Genomic DNA, 18,003 nt, shown 5'->3' with positions numbered 1-18,003 from the left:
CATGAAAAAGACGATTCTTTTATTTTCAGCATTGCTGACCTTTGGGAGCTTGTCCGCTCAGGATAAGACCGCCTTGGTGAATCCGATTATCGGGACGAACGGTATGGGACATACGTTTCCGGGGGCTTGCGTGCCTTTCGGGCTGGTCCAGTTGAGTCCGGATACGGATACGATCCCTCATAACGTGGAGGGTAAATACCAGCCGCGTGCCTATGAATATTGTGCCGGCTATCAGCATAAGGACAGCAGCATCGTCGGATTCAGCCATACGCATTTTAGCGGAACCGGACATTCCGACCTCGGCGATATCCTGATTATGCCGGCTACCGGCGAGTTGAAGCTCAATCCCGGAACAGCTACCGACCCGGACGGCGGCTACCGTTCGCGTTTCTCGCACGATACGGAGAAGTCCCGCCCCGGCTACTATGAAGTGATGCTGGCCGACTACGGGGTGAAAGCACAGCTGACGACCACCAAACGGGTAGGCGTACATAAATATACGTTCCCGAAAGAAGCTAAGAACCAGCGGATCATCTTAGATATGATCCACGGTATCTATAATTACGACGGAAAAGTCCTTTGGACGAATATCCGCGTTGAAAATGACACGCTCGTCACGGGCTATCGTATTACAAACGGATGGGCGCGTACCAACTATACCTATTTCGCCATGTCTTTCTCCAAACCGGTCGTTCATTACGGATGCGAGGAAAAAGCAAAAATCAATTACCGGGGCGGGTACGGCAAATTCAATATGAAAGAAAACTTCCCGGATATAGGCGGACGCAAGATCGTCGCTTATTTTGATTTCGATCCGGCTGCTTCCGAGGATTTGGAAGTGAAAGTCGCCCTTTCGGGAGTCAGTACCGACGGAGCCTTGAAGAACCTGCGGGCTGAAGCCTCCGGCTATAGTTTCGATCAGTTGGCGGCTCGTGCCGGCGAAACTTGGAATAAGGAATTGTCCGTTATCGAAGCCAACGGCACGGACGACCAGTTGGCAATGCTATACACCTCTTTGTATCACACCATGATCAATCCTTGTGTGTATACGGATGTGGACGGACAGTATCGCGGGTTGGATCATAATATCCACAAGGCGGACGATTTCACAAACTACACGGTCTTTTCCGTTTGGGACACCTATCGCGCCCTGCATCCGCTGTTCAACATCATCAACCGCCAGGTAAATACGGATATCGCCCGCTCTATGCTGAAGCATTGCGAGCAGAGCGTACATAAGGCTTTGCCGATCTGGAGCCACATGGCAAATGAAAACTGGTGCATGATCGGATATCATTCCGTTTCCGTTTTGGCCGATGCTGTAGCGAAAGGCCTTCCGTTGGACAAGGAAGAGGTTTTGAAAGCGATGGTGAGCAGTTCCACGATTCCTTATTTGGACGGGACCGGCGAGTATATGGAAAAAGGGTATGTCGCTCTCGACCATAACGGCAGCGCCGCTTCCCTGACGCTCGAATATGCCTATGACGACTGGACCATCTACCACACGGCGCTTTTGGCCGGTAACCGTTCTGTTGCCGATACTTATAAAAAACGGGCGGCCAATTATACGAATGTTTTCGATACGAATATCGGGTATGCCCGTCCCCGTTATGCCGACGGACGTTGGAAAGAGAATTTTAACCTGCTGAACACGCATGGCGAAGGTTTTATCGAAGGAAATGCTTTGAACTATTCTTTCTATGTGCCGCAGGATGTGAACAACATGGTTCGCCTGATGGGAGGGGACAAGTCCTTTATCTCCAAACTCGATTCCTTGTTTACGATGCACCTGCCCGCCGAGTTCTTTGCCCAAACCGAGGATGTGACGGAGGAAGGCTTGTTGGGCGGCTATGTGCATGGCAACGAACCGAGCCATCATATTCCGTTCCTCTATGCCTGGACCTCACAACCTTGGAAAACGCAATATTGGCAACGTGAAATCATGAATAAGATGTACCGCAATAATATCGACGGCTTGTGCGGTAACGACGATTGCGGACAAATGTCTGCCTGGTATATCCTGTCTTCGATGGGATTCTATCCGGTTTGTCCGGGAACAGACCAGTATGTATTGGGGGCTCCTTACTTACCTTATATAAAGGTAACGTTGGAGAACGGCAAGACATTCGAAGTAAAGGCCGACAAGGTGAGCGACAGGAACCGTTATGTGAAGTCGGTCAAACTGAACGGCAAACCCTATACGAAAGGATTCATTACCCAGCAGGACATTATGGACGGCGGTACGCTGACGTTCGAAATGACCTCTTCTCCGAATAAAAAACGTGTATTTAACGGGGCTGACAAACCCTATTCTCTGTCTTCAAATTAATTAAACATATTCTATCCATGAAGAAATTATTTTTTTTAGCGATTATGCTTTGCAGCAGCCTCTTTACGATGGAGGCGGCGGACAAAAAGGACCTGGTGGATTACGTGAATCCGCTGGTCGGGAGCCAGTCGAAAATTTCTCTCTCGACAGGTAATACTTATCCGGCGATTGCCATGCCCTGGGGTATGAATTTCTGGATGCCACAGACCGGAAAGATGGGAGACGGCTGGGCGTACACATACGACGCGGATAAAATCCGTGGTTTCAAGCAGACTCACCAGCCCAGCCCGTGGATCAACGACTACGGACAGTTCGCCATCATGCCGGTTACCGGTAAAGTGGTGTTTAACCAGGATAAACGCGCCAGCTGGTTCTCGCATAAGGCCGAAGTGGCAAAACCGAATTATTACCGGGTATATCTGGCAGACCATGACGTGGTGACGGAAATCACACCGACGGAACGTGCCGCCATGTTCCGTTTTACCTTCCCCGAATCGGACAACTCGTATGTGATTGTCGATGCCTTCGACCGTGGTTCTTATGTCAAGATCATACCCGAAGAAAACAAGATCATCGGTTATACGACCCGTAACAGCGGGGGCGTTCCGCAGAATTTCCGCAACTATTTCGTTGTGGTGTTCGACAAGCCTTTTACCTATAAAGCGACTGTCGGCGACGATGAGATCCGCAAAGGCGAGACTGAAGCGAAAGAAAACCATACCGGCGCCATTATCGGTTTTTCCACCCGCAAAGGCGAGATCGTCCATGCTCGCGTAGCTTCTTCTTTTATCAGCCCCGAGCAGGCGGAACAGAACCTGAAAGAATTAGGTGGCCGTTCGTTTGACGAAGTAGCCGAGGCTGGACGCCAGGTTTGGAATGAGACATTAGGACGTATCGCTGTCGAAGATAACGACGTGGACAAACTGCGCACGTTCTACTCTTGCTTGTACCGCTCGTTGCTTTTCCCGCGTAGCTTCTACGAACTGGATGCCAACGGCAAGGTGGTCCACTACAGCCCGTATAACGGAGAAGTGCTGCCGGGCTATATGTTTACCGATACCGGTTTCTGGGATACGTTCCGTTGCCTGTTTCCGTTCCTGAACCTGATGTATCCGGATATGAATACGAAGATGCAGGAGGGCCTTGCCAATACATATAAGGAAAGCGGTTTCTTGCCGGAATGGGCAAGTCCGGGACATCGTGGTTGCATGGTCGGCAACAACTCGGCTTCCGTTGTGGCAGATGCTTACCTGAAAGGACTTCGCGGATATGATATCGAGACGCTTTGGGAGGCTGTCGTTCATGGAGCTAACAGCGTACATCCGAAGGTAAAATCGACCGGACGCCTGGGTTATGAATATTACAATGAATTGGGCTATGTGCCTTATAACGTGAAAATCAATGAAAGTGCTGCCCGTACGTTGGAATATGCTTATGACGACTGGGCCATTTATAAATTAGGTAAGGCTTTAGGCAAACCGGAATCCGAAATCGCTATTTTCGCCAAACATGCCATGAACTATAAGAACCTGTTCGATCCTGAAACTAAGTTGATGCGTGGCCGTAACGAAGACGGTTCGTTCCAGTCTCCGTTCAACCCGCTGAAATGGGGAGACGCTTTTACGGAAGGCAACAGTTGGCATTATACCTGGTCGGTTTTCCATGATCCGCAGGGGTTGATCAATCTGATGGGGGGAAAAGTCGGTTTCAATGCCATGATGGACTCCGTGTTCAATGTACCGCCTTTGTTTGATGACAGTTATTACGGTGGCGTGATCCATGAAATCCGCGAAATGCAGATTATGAACATGGGAAATTATGCGCATGGCAACCAGCCGATCCAGCATATGATCTACTTGTACAACTATTCCGGCGAGCCTTGGAAAGCGCAATATTGGGTGCGTGAAGTGATGGACAAGCTCTACTTCGCAACTCCCGACGGTTATTGCGGGGATGAAGACAACGGACAGACTTCGGCCTGGTATGTATTCTCGGCCCTCGGCTTCTATCCGGTTTGTCCGGGAACGGACCAATATATCTTAGGGTCTCCGCTGTTCAAAAGCGTGACGCTGAATCTGGAAAACGGCAAGAAGGTTGTAATCAAGGCTAACAATAATGGTGAGGCAAACCGTTACATCTCGTCCATGAAAGTGAATGGCAAGAACTACACGAAGAACTATCTGACACACGGCGACCTGATGCGTGGCATGAACATTAATTATAATATGTCGGCCACACCGAACAAGAGCCGGGGTACGCAGGACAGCGATGCTCCTTACTCGTTCTCTAATGAATTAGGGAAATAAACAAGAATATATATAGATTAGCTGGAAGCATTCATATTAACATAAGCACTTAATTATAATAGCACTTTCAGCCTAACTATAATCAAAAGGGCTATTTGGATCTTGTTTCAGATAGTCCTTTTTATTTTAAATAAATGGTAAATGATGATTTATTGGTATATTTAAGGTGTCGTTGTAGGGGCGGGTTCTAAACCCGCCCGATTGCAACATGTATATTTGTCGATATCGGGCAGGTTTAGAACCTGCCCCTACAAAACGACAATCATTTCGACAACGATGTCATTCCATCACACCCATAAATCATCATTTATCCTGCATAATTTGTAATACGATTTAAATATGAAACTACGAATATCTACTTTAATCGCCATGTCGTGCTTCGCGCTTTCTATCATGGCACGGAATGAGAAGTTGACGGAATATGTCAATCCGATGGTCGGGACGGATGGTTACGGCAATGTGTATCCGGGGGCGCAGATCCCTTTCGGCGGGATCCAGATTAGCCCCGATACGGATGCCAAATACTATGATGCGGCTGCCGGTTATAAATATAACCACACTTCGATCCTGGGCTTCAGCCTGACGCACCTTAGCGGGACAGGGATTCCCGACTTGGGAGATTTCCTGTTTATCCCCGGAACCGGAGAGATGAAATTGGAACCCGGAAGCCGTGAGAACCCCGATGAGGGCTACCGCTCCCGGTACACACACGATGAGGAGCAGGCCACTCCGAACTATTATGCCGTCCGCTTGCAGGACTACGGCGTGAAAGCGGAGATGACGGCGGGCCTGCGGAGCGGAATGTTCCGTTTCACCTATCCCGAATCAGAAAAGTCATTTATCATGATCGACATGAACCATACCCTGTGGCAGTCGTGCGAATGGGCCAATCTGCGCATGGAAAACGATTCGACCATCACAGGTTATAAGTTAGTGAAAGGGTGGGGGCCTGAACGCCACGTCTATTTTACGGCCGTCTTCTCCAAAAAGCTGGAAAGCTTACGCTTTATGCAGGACAAAAAGCCGGTGATCTATAATACTTCCCGCTTCAGAAGTGACCGCGAGGCCTGGGGGAAGAACCTGATGGCCTGTCTCTCTTTCGCAACGGAGGAAGGGGATGAGGTGATCGTAAAAACAGCCGTTTCTTCCGTCAGCACTGCCGGGGCGAAGATGAACATACGGGAACTGGACGGACTGACCTTCGACAGCCTCAGAGAGAAAGGCGTGGACCTGTGGGAAAAGGAATTACAAAAATACCGGATAACCGCGGGGCGGAAGACAAAGGAAACGTTTTATACTTCTGCCTATCATGCCGCCCTCCATCCGTTTATTTTCCAGGATGCGGATGGCAGTTTCAGGGGCTTGGACAAGAATATCGAGCAGGCGAAAGGCTTTACCAACTATACGACTTTTTCCTTGTGGGACACCTACCGGGCTTTACATCCCTGGTTCAACCTGGTGCACCAGGACGTGAATGCCGACATCGCCAATTCGATGCTGGCCCACTTTGACAAAAGCGTGGAGAAGATGCTCCCGGTCTGGTCTTTTTACGGGAACGAGACTTGGTGCATGATCGGTTATCACGCGGTTTCCGTTTTGGCGGATATGATTGTCAAAGGTGTAAAGGGGTTTGATTACGAGCGGGCGTATGAGGCGATGAAAACAACTGCCTTGAACGAACATTACGACTGTCTGCCGGACTATATCCGGAATGGTTATGTGCCGTTTGATAAGGAAGCCGAATCTGTTTCCAAGACATTGGAATATGCCTATGACGACTATTGTATCGCACAAGCCGCCAAAGCTTTGGGGAAGACGGACGATTATCGGTATTTCCTGAACCGTTCCCTTTCTTACCAGACCTTGATCGACCCGGAAACGAAGTATATGCGCGGCCGCGACAGCAAGGGAAACTGGCGTACACCGTTCGCCCCGATCGCCTACCAGGGACCGGGTTCGGTGAATGGTTGGGGGGATATAACCGAAGGTTTTACGATGCAATATACCTGGACGGTCCCGCATGATGTGCAGGGATATATCAATCTGGCAGGGAAAAAATGGTTCGAGAAACGTTTGGATGAACTGTTTACGGTCGAACTGCCGGATGATATTCCCGGAGCGCACGATATTCAGGGACGTATTGGCGGCTACTGGCACGGCAACGAACCTTGCCACCATGTCGTCTATCTGTACAACTATTTAGGCAAGCCCTGGAAATGCCAGAAGTGGGTTCGGGAGATCGTAGACCGTTTTTATGGCAACGAACCGGGTTCGCTGAGTGGAAATGACGACTGTGGCCAGATGTCGGCCTGGTATATGTTCAACTGCGCAGGTTTCTATCCGGTTGCTCCCTCCAGCAATATATATAATGTGGGTTCACCTTGTGTCGAAGCGCTAACTATTGAGATGAGTAACGGTAAAGAGATCCGTATGACAACTGAAAACTGGTCGAAGGAGAACGTCTATGTCAAGGATTTGTATGTGAACGGAAAGAAATACGACAAGTCATATCTGACTTACGAAGAGGTACAACCCGGCATCACGCTTCATTTCGTGATGAGCGACAAGCCGAACTACAAGCGTGCCGTTTCGGCGGACGCCCGTCCGGCTTCATTGTCTTTACCGGGCAAAACGATGTTTTATCAGAAATCCGATAGCAAGTAAATGAATGATTTCTATTCGATTTTCCGATAAATCTCAATATCTTTGCATGAAGCATTTATTTCTTTATTAATTTAAAGACTATTACTCAATCGTAAATTAGGATAAATATATGGGAAATATGGATATAAAAGATGAAGCATCAATAATAAACAATGATGAAAATGTGGTTAGCGATGTGGAACAAGCCGATCTGTCAATAAACGGAGATGATTCATATACCATATATCCGAATGCCGAAGTGAGGGTGGAAAAGGCTCAATATAGTATTATGCATTTGCATACACTTTGTTTGAAGCGGAAAGAATTAATAATTGATCCGGATTTTCAGAGGCATGATGTCTGGAAACAGAGGCAGAAGTCCGAACTGATCGAATCGATCCTAATGGGAATTCCTATACCATTAATGTATTTGTTTGAGGATAAGAATGGGAAGAAGCAAGTTGTCGACGGACGACAAAGAATAAGTGCTATTTTGGATTTTCTGGAAGGAAAGTTCAAATTGAATAATCTGAGAATATTAAAGCAGTTTAATGGGTGTTGTTTTGAGGATTTGGATTTGAAGCAACAGGGAGTGATCGAGGATTTTCAATTACTTTTTTATATCATTCAACCTCCGACACCTGAGCGGGTAAAATATGATATCTTTGACCGGGTAAATCGAGGAGGAACTCCGTTGAATAAGCAGGAAATGAGGAATGCCTTATACCGTGGACGTTGCACACAGATGTTGGATAGACTTTGCTGTTCTCCTGAGTTTTTGATTGCAACAGGGCGTTCTATTAATAAAGAAAGGATGAAAGACCAATATGTCGTTTTACGGGCAATCGCCTTTATGATGTTGCATCGTGGAGAATTTAAAGATATTCCAGTTCTCCAATACCGAGGGGATATAGATGATTTTCTGGCTCGTTTTATGGTTTATGTGAATGATAATGCACCTGAAGAATTGATTGTAGGTTATGAAAATCTATTTATTCAGTGTATGCAGATTAGTTATGATCTTTTAGGAGAAAATGGTTTTCGTTTTTCGGGAAATGGGATTAGAAGACCTATAAACATGCCCCTCTTTGAAGCATTAAGTTATTTGTTTTCTTTTGTTCCAGAGAAAATCGATTATACATGGGCATCAAGACTCATACTGGATATAGAATCTGTAAAGGAAGAGTTTGATGATTCCGGTTATTTTTCCGGTAATATAGACTCGACTACAAGTGTTTCTTTCAGGTTTGAGCGAATGGACAAAATAATAAATAGGATTCAGTTATGATAAAACATATACAAATAAAAGACTATAAATGTCTTCATGACGAGAACCTGGAGATAAAGCCTTTTACAATTGTAACGGGTGTTAACTCTGCTGGTAAGTCAAGTTTGATACAGTCGGTATTACTTCCTGTTCGCAGGATAGGGAAAAATGGACAGGTTCTACTGGATACTATTGTGAATCTGACATTTGATGCAATTAGAAATAAATATTATAATGCAAAAAGTGTCAGGGTCGATATTGATGTCGATAATGTGCATATTTCCTATCACGGAACAAATGAACTTTCTTTGGTTTTTCTTCCTCCGGAAGAGGATGCCGGCATGCCGATCGACATAGAACAAAATTTATACTATTTGTCAGCCAATAGAATTGGGGCAGAGTTGCATTCTAAAATTTCGCCACAGTTTAAAATAGGTGTAGTCGGCGAGTATATAGTCGGTTCATTTGAAAAGGAAAAGTCTAATCCCTTAATGCCGGAATTGATTAAAGACGATTCCTCTTATACTTTATCAGCTCAGGTGAATTATTGGTTGTCTTATATTTTAGATATACCGACGGAGTTGCAGACAGAGCGCCGTTTAGATGATGTGGTTGAAGTCCAGTATAAGAGTGACGGGCTGGGGAATATTTCGCCTTTCCAGTTAGGAGCTGGCGTAAGCTATCTTACCAAAATGTTGATCATGTGTTTGCGGGCAAAAAAGAATGATGTTATTCTTATCGAAAATCCGGAAATTCATCTTCATCCGGCCAGCCAGGCAAAGGTAGGCGAATTCTTGGCCTTTATTGTTAGAGCCGGTATACAGGTAATCATAGAAACACATTGCGAACACCTTATATATAAGGTCGGTTATGAAATTTATAAAAAGCGTTTTTTGAAAGATGATGTAACCATTTTATATAAAGAGGGCATCCAGAATCCGTTTATTGTACTTGGTTTTAAGGAGGATGGCAAGTTTACTCGTGACTTCCCGGAAGGTTTCTTCGATGCTACTTTAGCTGAACTGCTTGAAATGGAATAATATGGGGAAATACAGTTTTGTGTTGTCTGATACTTTGTATAAGCAATATTATTTGTTTAAGGAGCATCAAGACTATGATAAAGATATAATCTTGCACTTGCTTAAATTTCGTTGTGGCGAGTTTCTGACCAATACCAGACAATTAGATGATATCGGCATTGGCGATAGTGTGTCGAAAAGTCTTTATGACTCTTTAAAATATGCCCGGTTAACAAAGCAGACTTTGGAAGAACTGGCAAGAAAGACAGACTATAAATTGATATTATGTGATGATAGAACGGATTATCCGTATGTCAATATCATGTCCGATCAGATCAGTAGCCATATCACCGGTTGTTTTTATAGAAATGTCCATAGGGATAAAGCGATTATGCACATAAGAGCACTATGTCAGGATGCGAAAAAGATATGCCTGTATGATCAATACCTGAATGCCTGTAAGGATGTCTTGAAGTTGATTTTGCCAAACAAAAAAGTAGAATTAGTCTATCATTCGAAGCATTTGGATAATAGCGCTGTTGCCGATCTGCAAAAGTATAATTCTCAATGGTCTTTTTCTTTGAACGATTCACTGTTGACCCATCATGATCGATATATCGTGATTGATAATAAAATGGAAATCATCTTATCCAGCGGTTTTATGTATTTAGAATTGACGGGCAAGGAACTGACTTATGTGATTAGGCCTGTTCAGGAGAACAGGCTGCTTGATAATAGCATACATTCTTTGTCGAAATAAATATGCGCAGGTTGGAATGGCTGAAGAAAATTTTCTATATTTGCACCGCCTTTAATATAGGAATCAGATACTTTCTAAATAAATCAGATTAAGAAATGACAAAAAGTGCATTACAAATTGCAAGAGCAGCTTACCAGCCAAAGGTACCCGCTGCATTGAAAGGCGCTGTAAAAGCCGTAGATGGTGAGTACACACAATCAGTTGCCGATCAGGACGAAATCAAAAAGTTATTCCCGAACACGTACGGAATGCCGATTGTTACTTTTGAAAAAAACAATGAAAGCAAAACGCTGCCGGCCATGAACGTAGGTGTGATCCTTTCCGGTGGTCAGGCTCCTGGCGGTCATAACGTGATTGCAGGCCTGTTTGATGGTATCAAGGCTAACAACGCAGCTTCTCGTCTGTATGGCTTTATCCTGGGACCCGGTGGTCTGATCGATCATAAATATATGGAACTGACGGCTGACATTATCGACGAATACCGCAACACGGGCGGTTTCGATATGATCGGTTCAGGTCGTACCAAACTGGAAACAAAAGAACAGTTCGACAAGGGATTGGAAATCCTGAAAGAGCTGGACATCAAGGCCCTGGTTATCATCGGTGGCGACGACTCCAACACGAATGCTTGTGTGCTGGCAGAATACTACAAGGCAATCAATGCCGGCGTCCAGGTAATCGGCTGTCCGAAGACGATCGACGGTGACTTGAAGAACGAGCAGATTGAAACTTCTTTCGGTTTCGACACGGCTTGTAAGGTTTATTCGGAAGTTATCGGTAACATCCAGCGCGACTGTAACTCTGCACAGAAATACTGGCACTTTATCAAGTTGATGGGACGTTCGGCTTCCCACATTGCTTTGGAATGCGCTTTGCAGACTCAGCCGAACATTTGTATTATCTCCGAAGAAGTTGAGGAAAAGAACATGTCTTTGGACGATATCGTGACTTACATCGCCGGAATCGTGGCTAAACGTGCCGCCGAAGGTAACAACTTCGGTACGGTGTTGATCCCCGAAGGTCTGATCGAGTTTGTTCCGGCTATGAAACGCCTGATCGCCGAACTGAACGACTTCCTGGCTAAACACGATACCGAATTCAAGATGATCAAGAAGAGCGAACAGCGTGCTTACATCATCAGCAAACTGACAAAAGAAAACTCCGACTTATATGCCTCTCTGCCGGAAGGCGTGGCACGTCAGTTGTCTTTAGATCGCGACCCGCACGGAAACGTACAGGTTTCTCTGATCGAAACAGAAAAATTGCTGTCTGAAATGGTTGGCAAGAAGTTGGCTGAATGGAAGGCGGAAGGCAAATACGCCGGCAAGTTCGCTGCACAGCACCACTTCTTCGGCTACGAAGGCCGTTGCGCCGCTCCGTCCAACTACGATGCCGACTACTGCTATTCTTTAGGTTATACGGCTTCTTGCTTGATCGCTGCCGGCAAGACAGGTTATATGTCTTCCGTACGCAACACGACAGCTCCGGCTGACAAATGGATTGCAGGCGGTATCCCTGTAACCATGATGATGAATATGGAAAAACGTCACGGCGAAATGAAACCGGTTATCCAGAAAGCTCTGGTTAAGCTCGACGGTGCTCCTTTCAAGAAATTCGCTGCCAACCGCGACGAATGGGCTATGACAACCAGCTATGTTTATCCGGGTCCTATCCAGTACTTCGGCCCGACTGAAGTTTGCGACGAACCGACCAAGACGTTGCAGCTGGAACAGGCTAAATAAGACAAGTCTATATCGAGATAGATTATAAATGTAGAGGTAGGGCGTCAGGCTTTACCTCTATTTCTTATCTTTACCGGACAGGCTCTTTATTCCCTGAAGCCAGAAGATAAACAAAATTATTTGCATGTTTTACATCTTCTCTTCGGAAGATATGGCTCAAATGATTCAAACCATAAAATCGGATGTCTTTTCTAAAATAAACGCATAGCGGAATTGCAAATTTGAACAAAGCGTAGTGAATTTGCTGAAACAGCGTTCGTTACGCTTTGTTTTTCTATGAGGTAGAGCCAACGAAATGCCACCTCGAAGCCTTTATGAATGGCGCTTTTCGTACTTTTGTATATTAAATTGAATCTACCATAACCCTATTCCTTCTGTTTTAGAACATTCCAACTCCAATAATCCTTTTTTTGTATCGAGGCCGCCTCCGTATCCCGTGAGTTTATGATTGCTGCCGATTACCCGGTGGCAGGGAACAAAGATAGAGATGGGATTGGTGGCATTGGCCGATGCGACTGCACGCACAGCCTTCGGGTTATGGATGCGGCGGGCAAGCTCGCCATAAGAGATGGTCGTTCCATAAGGTATTTTCATCAATTCTTCCCATACGGAACATTGAAATTCCGAGCCGGTAAAGACAACGGGAATGTCGAATATCTTACGATGTCCGGCAAAATATTCTTCGAGTTCCCCGATTGCCCGTTCGATGATGTCGGAAGTCCCTTCTTCGTATTTTGCATTCAGATGTCGTTGTATGCGGCGGTCTATCGTACCTCGCCGTTTCTCCACCGCCCAGTCGCAAATACACAGCTTGTCGCCGTAAGAACCGACAAGCATCTCGCCCATGGGCGATTGATACCGTGTAATCTTTATAGTTTCCATATTGTTCTGTTTATTGTTATAATATTCTTTCATACATATTTTACATGGCCTGTAGCCGGTTTGTAAGGCTTCCTCAAGCGTATCATAAAACACAATGTTCTTTTCCTGAGGTTTTGCCGGACAATCCGCTTTTATCTTTTCTTTTGTTTTCATCGTACTTATTGTTGGTCGGTGCATAATCTTTCGTTGCCATTTTCTGCATTCTTTATCATTTGATTGTTCTATTTTTAGTTGTTTCTCGTCCTATGGTTCTTCTACAATCTGTGTTGCCATCTTTCGGGCGTTCTTCAAATCACCAGCGATGATGTATCTCGATAACTTCTCATGAGAAGATTGTGAATTTATGAAGCAATCCGTACCATCGTAAATACGATTGAACTCCGAAAGCAGATGCAGGGAAGCAGAACGGTAAATATCTGCCAATATTCGATTGTGGGTGGCATCGGCAATCGCGATATGAAAATTCAAATCGGCTTCGATACATTCTTTCAACAAGCCGTTTTTTGCATTTACTTTTCTGGCTTCAAGGGAGGACTGCATTCGTTCTATATCTTTTTCTGTTCTTCGTGCCACGGCTTTCTCCACAATTGCAATATCCAATATTTTCCTCACTTCATCGAGTTCCGTCCGGTCGGCAATATTCATATTTATATTGCCTCCTTTCGCATCGGATGCTTCAGCGACAAATGTCCCCGAACCTTGCCGGACTTGTACAACGCCCATATTTACCAACAATTTTACCGCTTCACGGATGCTCGACCTTCCGACTTTAAACGTTTTCATCAACTCCGGTTCGGTCGGAAGTTTATCCCCGATTGTATAAATTCCTTCCGCAATCTGTTGTCTCAACTGTTCGGCTACTATATCTGCCAAAGACTTCTTCTGTATAATCATACTATTTGTTTCTGCTTTTATTCATCATATCATCAGATGATTCGCGAAAGTATATATTTTTATAAGACAGACAAAATATTCGGTGATAATATTTTGAGAGATTGATGTTTTATATCGCAAAATCCTGAAATTCGCACGGCTGCCAAATCGTTACTTCTATTTCTAAAATAATTCGCTAAAATCTAAAATAAACTTCTAACTAAAAAGCAGATTTAGGCAGAGTGTAGCGAATTAGCTGACAGAGCGTTCATTACGCTCTGTTTTGCTTTGTATTGCAAGGGGTTAAAATTCCAACTTCTGCGAGACAACGCAAAAGTTCAGTTACTATCCCGTTACCGGATAAGGAATGTAAGTTTGCTTATATTCGGTTCTTATTCAGTGTATTGCGTAGTTTTACATAGTATCGGGTAACTCAATGATAACTAATTTTGTAACATTAAAAACATTGAGTTATGAACTATAATACGAAAACAGAATCCAGTTAACGATAATTAGCATAAGCATGCAATTATCCCACTCATGTAGGCTCGTCGGGGCTGACTGCGCAGCCCCTTGCCGCATGGCGTTCCCTCCGCAGGAGCTATTATGGCTTTGCCGACTTGAACCCATCGACATACGTCTTTTCCTGAGTGACCACTGCAAAAGCCTGCCTTACGAGTTTGTTGGCGACCGCAATGACCGCTACTTTGCCAGGCTTGCCGTTAGACCGTAATCGGTCGAAACATTCCTTGCATTCGGTGTTACATCGTAGAGATGCCATGGCAGCTATATAAAGCAAGCCCCGCAAGGATGAATCACCGTTACGGTTGATGTGACCTTTGACATTGACTGATGTACCGGATTGTTGGTAAGTAGGCGACAGCCCCAAATATCGGGTGAGTTGCTTGGCATTATCAAAGTAGGTAAATCCTCCCGTGGCCATTATCAAGGCTGCCGCGAGCGTGACACCTATCCCTTTGATGGAGGTGAGCAAGTCCATCTGCTTCTTGTACTCACTTTGTGCCAGAACTGCCAGTTCTTCCTCGAGGTTCTTGATCTGCTTTTCAAGGAAAGCGATTGTCTTTTCGATGGTTTTCTTGCATTTGGGGTCAAAGAAAGTAAGTGCTTCCATAGAACCTTTCAAGTTCCGTGTGGCTATGAGCTGTTTCTTGAGCTGGCGTATGACTGTCCGTTTCTGCTTCAAGGTGAGAATGGCATCGCTACGAAGTTTGTAAGGGGCAGGCTGCATCTTCTCTCCATACAAGGCTATCAAGCGTGCATCTGTTTCATCTGTCTTGGTGACAGAAAGCATTACACGTGCGAAGTTCTTTATCTTGAGCGGATTCTCCAGACTGACGGTAATTCCTGCTTGCGAAAGGAGATAGACGAGCAGGGAACTGTAGTTGCCGGTTGCTTCCAGCACACAATGATGCTCATCCGCGGATAAGGTTTGAATGAACTCGTGAACTCCCTTAGTGGTGTTCTTGAAGGCTTTTGTCTTACATCAATTCCAACGTAGGTCATAGTCTTAATGATTTATTGAACGACAACATCTGTACATCGTGAGCCATCATTGCGAATGCGGGGTCAAAAGCCCATTGAACTATCCGGTTTCTGATGTAAAAGTGTGGGGACAGAACATAACTCGCGGTCTTTAGGACTAATGAGAACTCGGCCTTATTCCACACTCTGATGTTGCAATTTTATGCAAATGTAAAACGATTAATTAATATACAATGAGGTCAACATTCAAGGTCTTATTTTATGTAAAGAAAGGCAGCGAGAAACCGAACGGTAATCTGCCTTTGATGTGCCGTATCACAGTGGACGGCGAAGTTAAACAGTTCAGCTGTAAAATGGATATCCCGCTTCGCCTGTGGGACGTGAAGAACAACCGTGCCTCGGGAAAGAGCGCAGAAGCACAGAAAATCAACGTTGCAGTCGATAGAATCCGCGTAGATGTGAACCGCCGTTATCAGGAATTGATGCAAATAGACGGCTACGTTACCGCTACCAAACTGAAAAACGCCTATCTCGGTATCGGGGTAAAGCAGGAAACGCTCTTAAAACTGTTTGAACAGCACAACGCTGAGTTCGAAAAGAAAGTAGGTTACAGCCGTGCGCAGGGTACGTTCAGCCGATACCGCACCGTCTGTAAGCATATCCGGGAGTTCCTGCCTCACGCCTATAGCCGGGAGGATATACCACTCAAAGAACTGAACCTGACCTTTATCAACGATTTTGAGTATTCCAGTCAGAAGATAAGCCGGGATATGGAATCCCTCTCGCATAAATTAGAAGATATGGAGAAGAATATCTGCAAGGCTATCTAAGCGCATACCGTCAAACAGCTATACATCACTCACTATACCGACTGAAGTGAGTGATGCTGTTAAAGACAATCGCTATTAGAGTTTAACCGCGCTCGTTCCCAAGGGCTTTTAAAGAAAAGCCGTAGCTTATTAGGGCATTTTCTTAACGCATCCGTTTCACTACTGCTAAAAATGCCCCAATAAGCCAAAGGGATAAACCCCTCTGGACACCCCGGCGGTCTTGCATGACTGCTGCCGTTAAAGCGGATTTACAAGCGGAAAACAAGAATAATTTTCCGTTATCAATGTACGCCTATTGGGGGATAGTATTCATTCCAAATTAGATTAAGTTATGGGATTTGTCGTATTACATATAGATAAGGCATCCGGCAACGATGCCGGAATGACCGCCCACATCGAGCGAACCATTGACCCGGCGAACGCCGACAAGGAACGCACCCACATGAACCGGAAGTTAATCGAGTTCCCAGAAGGAGTTGATAACCGGACAAAGGCTATCCAACACCGCATTGATAATGCGGGGATAAACCGCAAAATCGGTACGAACCAAGTCCGTGCTTTGCGGATTATGCTATCCGGTACACCGGAGGATATGCAGCGTATAGAGGCTGCCGGAAAACTTGGTGAGTGGCGCGAGGACAATCTCACATGGCTTCGCAAAACCTACGGCGCGGATAATGTCGTGTCGGCAGTCCTGCACATGGATGAGAAAACGCCCCATATTCATGCTACGGTTGTCCCAATTGTTATCGGTGAAAGAAGAAAAACTAAAGAAACCAAAAAGAGGGAGGAAAAGCCGGAACAGGATGCCCCCGACAAGAAAAAGTACCAGAAGAAAAATCCGAATGCCGTCCGTTTATGTGCCGATGATGTGATGACAAGGAAAAACCTCAAATTATTTCAGGACACCTACGCCGAAGCAATGGCAAAATACGGCTTACAACGGGGCATTGATGGCTCGGAGGCAAAACACACCACCAATCAGGAGTATTACCGTGATCTGTTCGTCCAAAAGGATGAATTGCAGGAATACGTAGAGGTTTTGCAGGAAGAGAAAGCCGAAATAAACAAGAAAATTAGGGACTTATACGATCGTAAGGACGAAGCGAGGGAAAAGTTTCTCAATATGCACAAGTACAACAAGCAGAAAGAAAATGAAATATCCGAAACCGAATCCCGGTTGGAACAACTCAAAAAGGATTATGAGCCGTACAAGGCGCAGGAAGATATGGATTTGTTTTTCGGCGTATTCCCCAAGCTAAGCGAACACTTGCGGACAGTACAATTGTGTAAGAGTATCGGATTGACGGTGGAAGCCATTAAGAAGTTATTCAATGGAGAAATAGTACCGATTACGGGTAAACTCCATTCCTCCGAATACAATCAGGATTTCAGTGTGCAGGACGCCAAATTGCAGCTATTTAAGGAGAGCAAGGACTCCGACAAACTCAAACTATCAATCAACGGACAAAATATCATCGATTGGTTCAAACAGAAGTATCAGGAACTGAAACAAGCCATAAAACTGCGTATTAAGCCCATTCAACCCGAGCAAAAGAAAGGGAGAGGAATATAAGGTATTAAGAGGTAATTTGGACTGAATCCCAGATATTTCTAAATTTGCAAATGGCAACAACCCATTAAGTCAAATAGAATATTCTTTGGGGATATGCCGAATACTTTACACGAAAAATAACCGCCTGATGTCGTGGAGGCTCAGTGAGAGATATGCGTATATTTATGAGCTAGTTGTCAGCTATGACGTACAAAACTTAACACGAAAAAAAATAGAAAACGAAAAACGATAGAATGATAGATCTTAAAACAATAGTTTGGTTATTGCCGATTG

10 protein-coding genes and 3 pseudogenes are annotated in these 18,003 nt (G+C 45.1%); 9 read left to right on the top strand and 4 right to left on the bottom strand.

What is annotated here, in order from left to right:
- The first annotated feature begins 1 nt into the window (after position 1).
- The 7 genes from ACPYIV_RS09040 to ACPYIV_RS09010 all read left to right on the top strand — a co-directional run bounded on the left by ACPYIV_RS09040 (position 2) and on the right by ACPYIV_RS09010 (position 12,066).
- Positions 2–2,329 carry a GH92 family glycosyl hydrolase gene (locus ACPYIV_RS09040; RefSeq protein WP_425886380.1) on the top strand — a complete coding sequence of 776 codons (2,328 nt, stop codon included), beginning with the start codon at positions 2–4 and terminating at the stop codon, positions 2,327–2,329.
- A gap of 17 nt (positions 2,330–2,346) precedes the next feature.
- On the top strand, positions 2,347–4,635 hold the full coding sequence (locus ACPYIV_RS09035; protein ID WP_300761563.1) for a GH92 family glycosyl hydrolase: 2,289 nt from the start codon (positions 2,347–2,349) through the stop codon (positions 4,633–4,635).
- Positions 4,636–4,974: 339 nt separating this feature from the next.
- Entirely contained in the window at positions 4,975–7,299 is a 2,325-nt protein-coding gene (locus ACPYIV_RS09030; protein WP_425886379.1) for a GH92 family glycosyl hydrolase, read from the top strand.
- Between the two features lie 118 nt (positions 7,300–7,417).
- Complete coding sequence (locus tag ACPYIV_RS09025) at positions 7,418–8,566, top strand: DUF262 domain-containing protein (protein ID WP_293734798.1); 1,149 nt, start codon at positions 7,418–7,420, stop codon at positions 8,564–8,566.
- On the top strand, positions 8,563–9,585 hold the full coding sequence (locus ACPYIV_RS09020; RefSeq protein WP_293734799.1) for an AAA family ATPase: 1,023 nt from the start codon (positions 8,563–8,565) through the stop codon (positions 9,583–9,585). The genes ACPYIV_RS09025 and ACPYIV_RS09020 overlap by 4 nt, the downstream gene beginning before the upstream one ends.
- A 1-nt stretch (position 9,586) precedes the next feature.
- On the top strand, positions 9,587–10,324 hold the full coding sequence (locus tag ACPYIV_RS09015; protein ID WP_425886378.1) for a hypothetical protein: 738 nt from the start codon (positions 9,587–9,589) through the stop codon (positions 10,322–10,324).
- 95 nt (positions 10,325–10,419) lie between these two features.
- Positions 10,420–12,066 carry a diphosphate--fructose-6-phosphate 1-phosphotransferase gene (locus ACPYIV_RS09010; RefSeq protein ID WP_293734801.1) on the top strand — a complete coding sequence of 549 codons (1,647 nt, stop codon included), beginning with the start codon at positions 10,420–10,422 and terminating at the stop codon, positions 12,064–12,066.
- Positions 12,067–12,420: 354 nt separating this feature from the next.
- Here ACPYIV_RS09010 and ACPYIV_RS09005 read toward each other — a convergent pair whose 3' ends face one another.
- From ACPYIV_RS09005 to ACPYIV_RS08990, 4 genes and pseudogenes are all read right to left on the bottom strand, one after another.
- Positions 12,421–12,948, bottom strand: a complete 528-nt coding sequence (locus tag ACPYIV_RS09005; RefSeq protein WP_425886512.1) for a methylated-DNA--[protein]-cysteine S-methyltransferase — start codon at positions 12,946–12,948, stop codon at positions 12,421–12,423.
- A gap of 75 nt (positions 12,949–13,023) precedes the next feature.
- Positions 13,024–13,101: pseudogene (locus tag ACPYIV_RS09000) on the bottom strand (hypothetical protein); the annotation flags it as partial.
- 90 nt (positions 13,102–13,191) lie between these two features.
- Positions 13,192–13,842, bottom strand: coding sequence for a FadR/GntR family transcriptional regulator (locus ACPYIV_RS08995; RefSeq protein WP_299360526.1), 651 nt, complete (start codon positions 13,840–13,842; stop codon positions 13,192–13,194).
- Positions 13,843–14,425: 583 nt separating this feature from the next.
- A pseudogene (locus ACPYIV_RS08990) lies at positions 14,426–15,322 on the bottom strand (IS110 family transposase); the annotation flags it as partial.
- A 235-nt stretch (positions 15,323–15,557) separates the two neighbouring features.
- Here ACPYIV_RS08990 and ACPYIV_RS08985 point away from each other — a divergent pair.
- A pseudogene (locus ACPYIV_RS08985) lies at positions 15,558–16,070 on the top strand (phage integrase SAM-like domain-containing protein); the annotation flags it as partial.
- Positions 16,071–16,485: 415 nt separating this feature from the next.
- Complete coding sequence (gene mobV, locus ACPYIV_RS08980) at positions 16,486–17,730, top strand: MobV family relaxase (RefSeq protein ID WP_425886377.1); 1,245 nt, start codon at positions 16,486–16,488, stop codon at positions 17,728–17,730.
- The last annotated feature ends 273 nt before the right edge of the window (positions 17,731–18,003 follow it).

The sequence above is a fragment of the Parabacteroides vesiculifaciens genome, from assembly GCF_049860805.1.
Taxonomy (GTDB): Bacteria; Bacteroidota; Bacteroidia; order Bacteroidales; family Tannerellaceae; genus Parabacteroides.
This window is presented reverse-complemented; position numbering and strand designations above follow the sequence as displayed.

Coding starts and splice junctions, on each gene's coding strand:
- ACPYIV_RS09005 (WP_425886512.1), bottom strand. CDS start 12,948: ATGGAAACTATAAAGATTACACGGTATCAATCGCCCATGGGCGAGATG.
- ACPYIV_RS09035 (WP_300761563.1), top strand. CDS start 2,347: ATGAAGAAATTATTTTTTTTAGCGATTATGCTTTGCAGCAGCCTCTTT.
- ACPYIV_RS09015 (WP_425886378.1), top strand. CDS start 9,587: ATGGGGAAATACAGTTTTGTGTTGTCTGATACTTTGTATAAGCAATAT.
- ACPYIV_RS08995 (WP_299360526.1), bottom strand. CDS start 13,842: ATGATTATACAGAAGAAGTCTTTGGCAGATATAGTAGCCGAACAGTTG.
- ACPYIV_RS09025 (WP_293734798.1), top strand. CDS start 7,418: ATGGATATAAAAGATGAAGCATCAATAATAAACAATGATGAAAATGTG.
- ACPYIV_RS09020 (WP_293734799.1), top strand. CDS start 8,563: ATGATAAAACATATACAAATAAAAGACTATAAATGTCTTCATGACGAG.
- ACPYIV_RS09030 (WP_425886379.1), top strand. CDS start 4,975: ATGAAACTACGAATATCTACTTTAATCGCCATGTCGTGCTTCGCGCTT.
- ACPYIV_RS09040 (WP_425886380.1), top strand. CDS start 2: ATGAAAAAGACGATTCTTTTATTTTCAGCATTGCTGACCTTTGGGAGC.
- ACPYIV_RS09010 (WP_293734801.1), top strand. CDS start 10,420: ATGACAAAAAGTGCATTACAAATTGCAAGAGCAGCTTACCAGCCAAAG.
- mobV (WP_425886377.1), top strand. CDS start 16,486: ATGGGATTTGTCGTATTACATATAGATAAGGCATCCGGCAACGATGCC.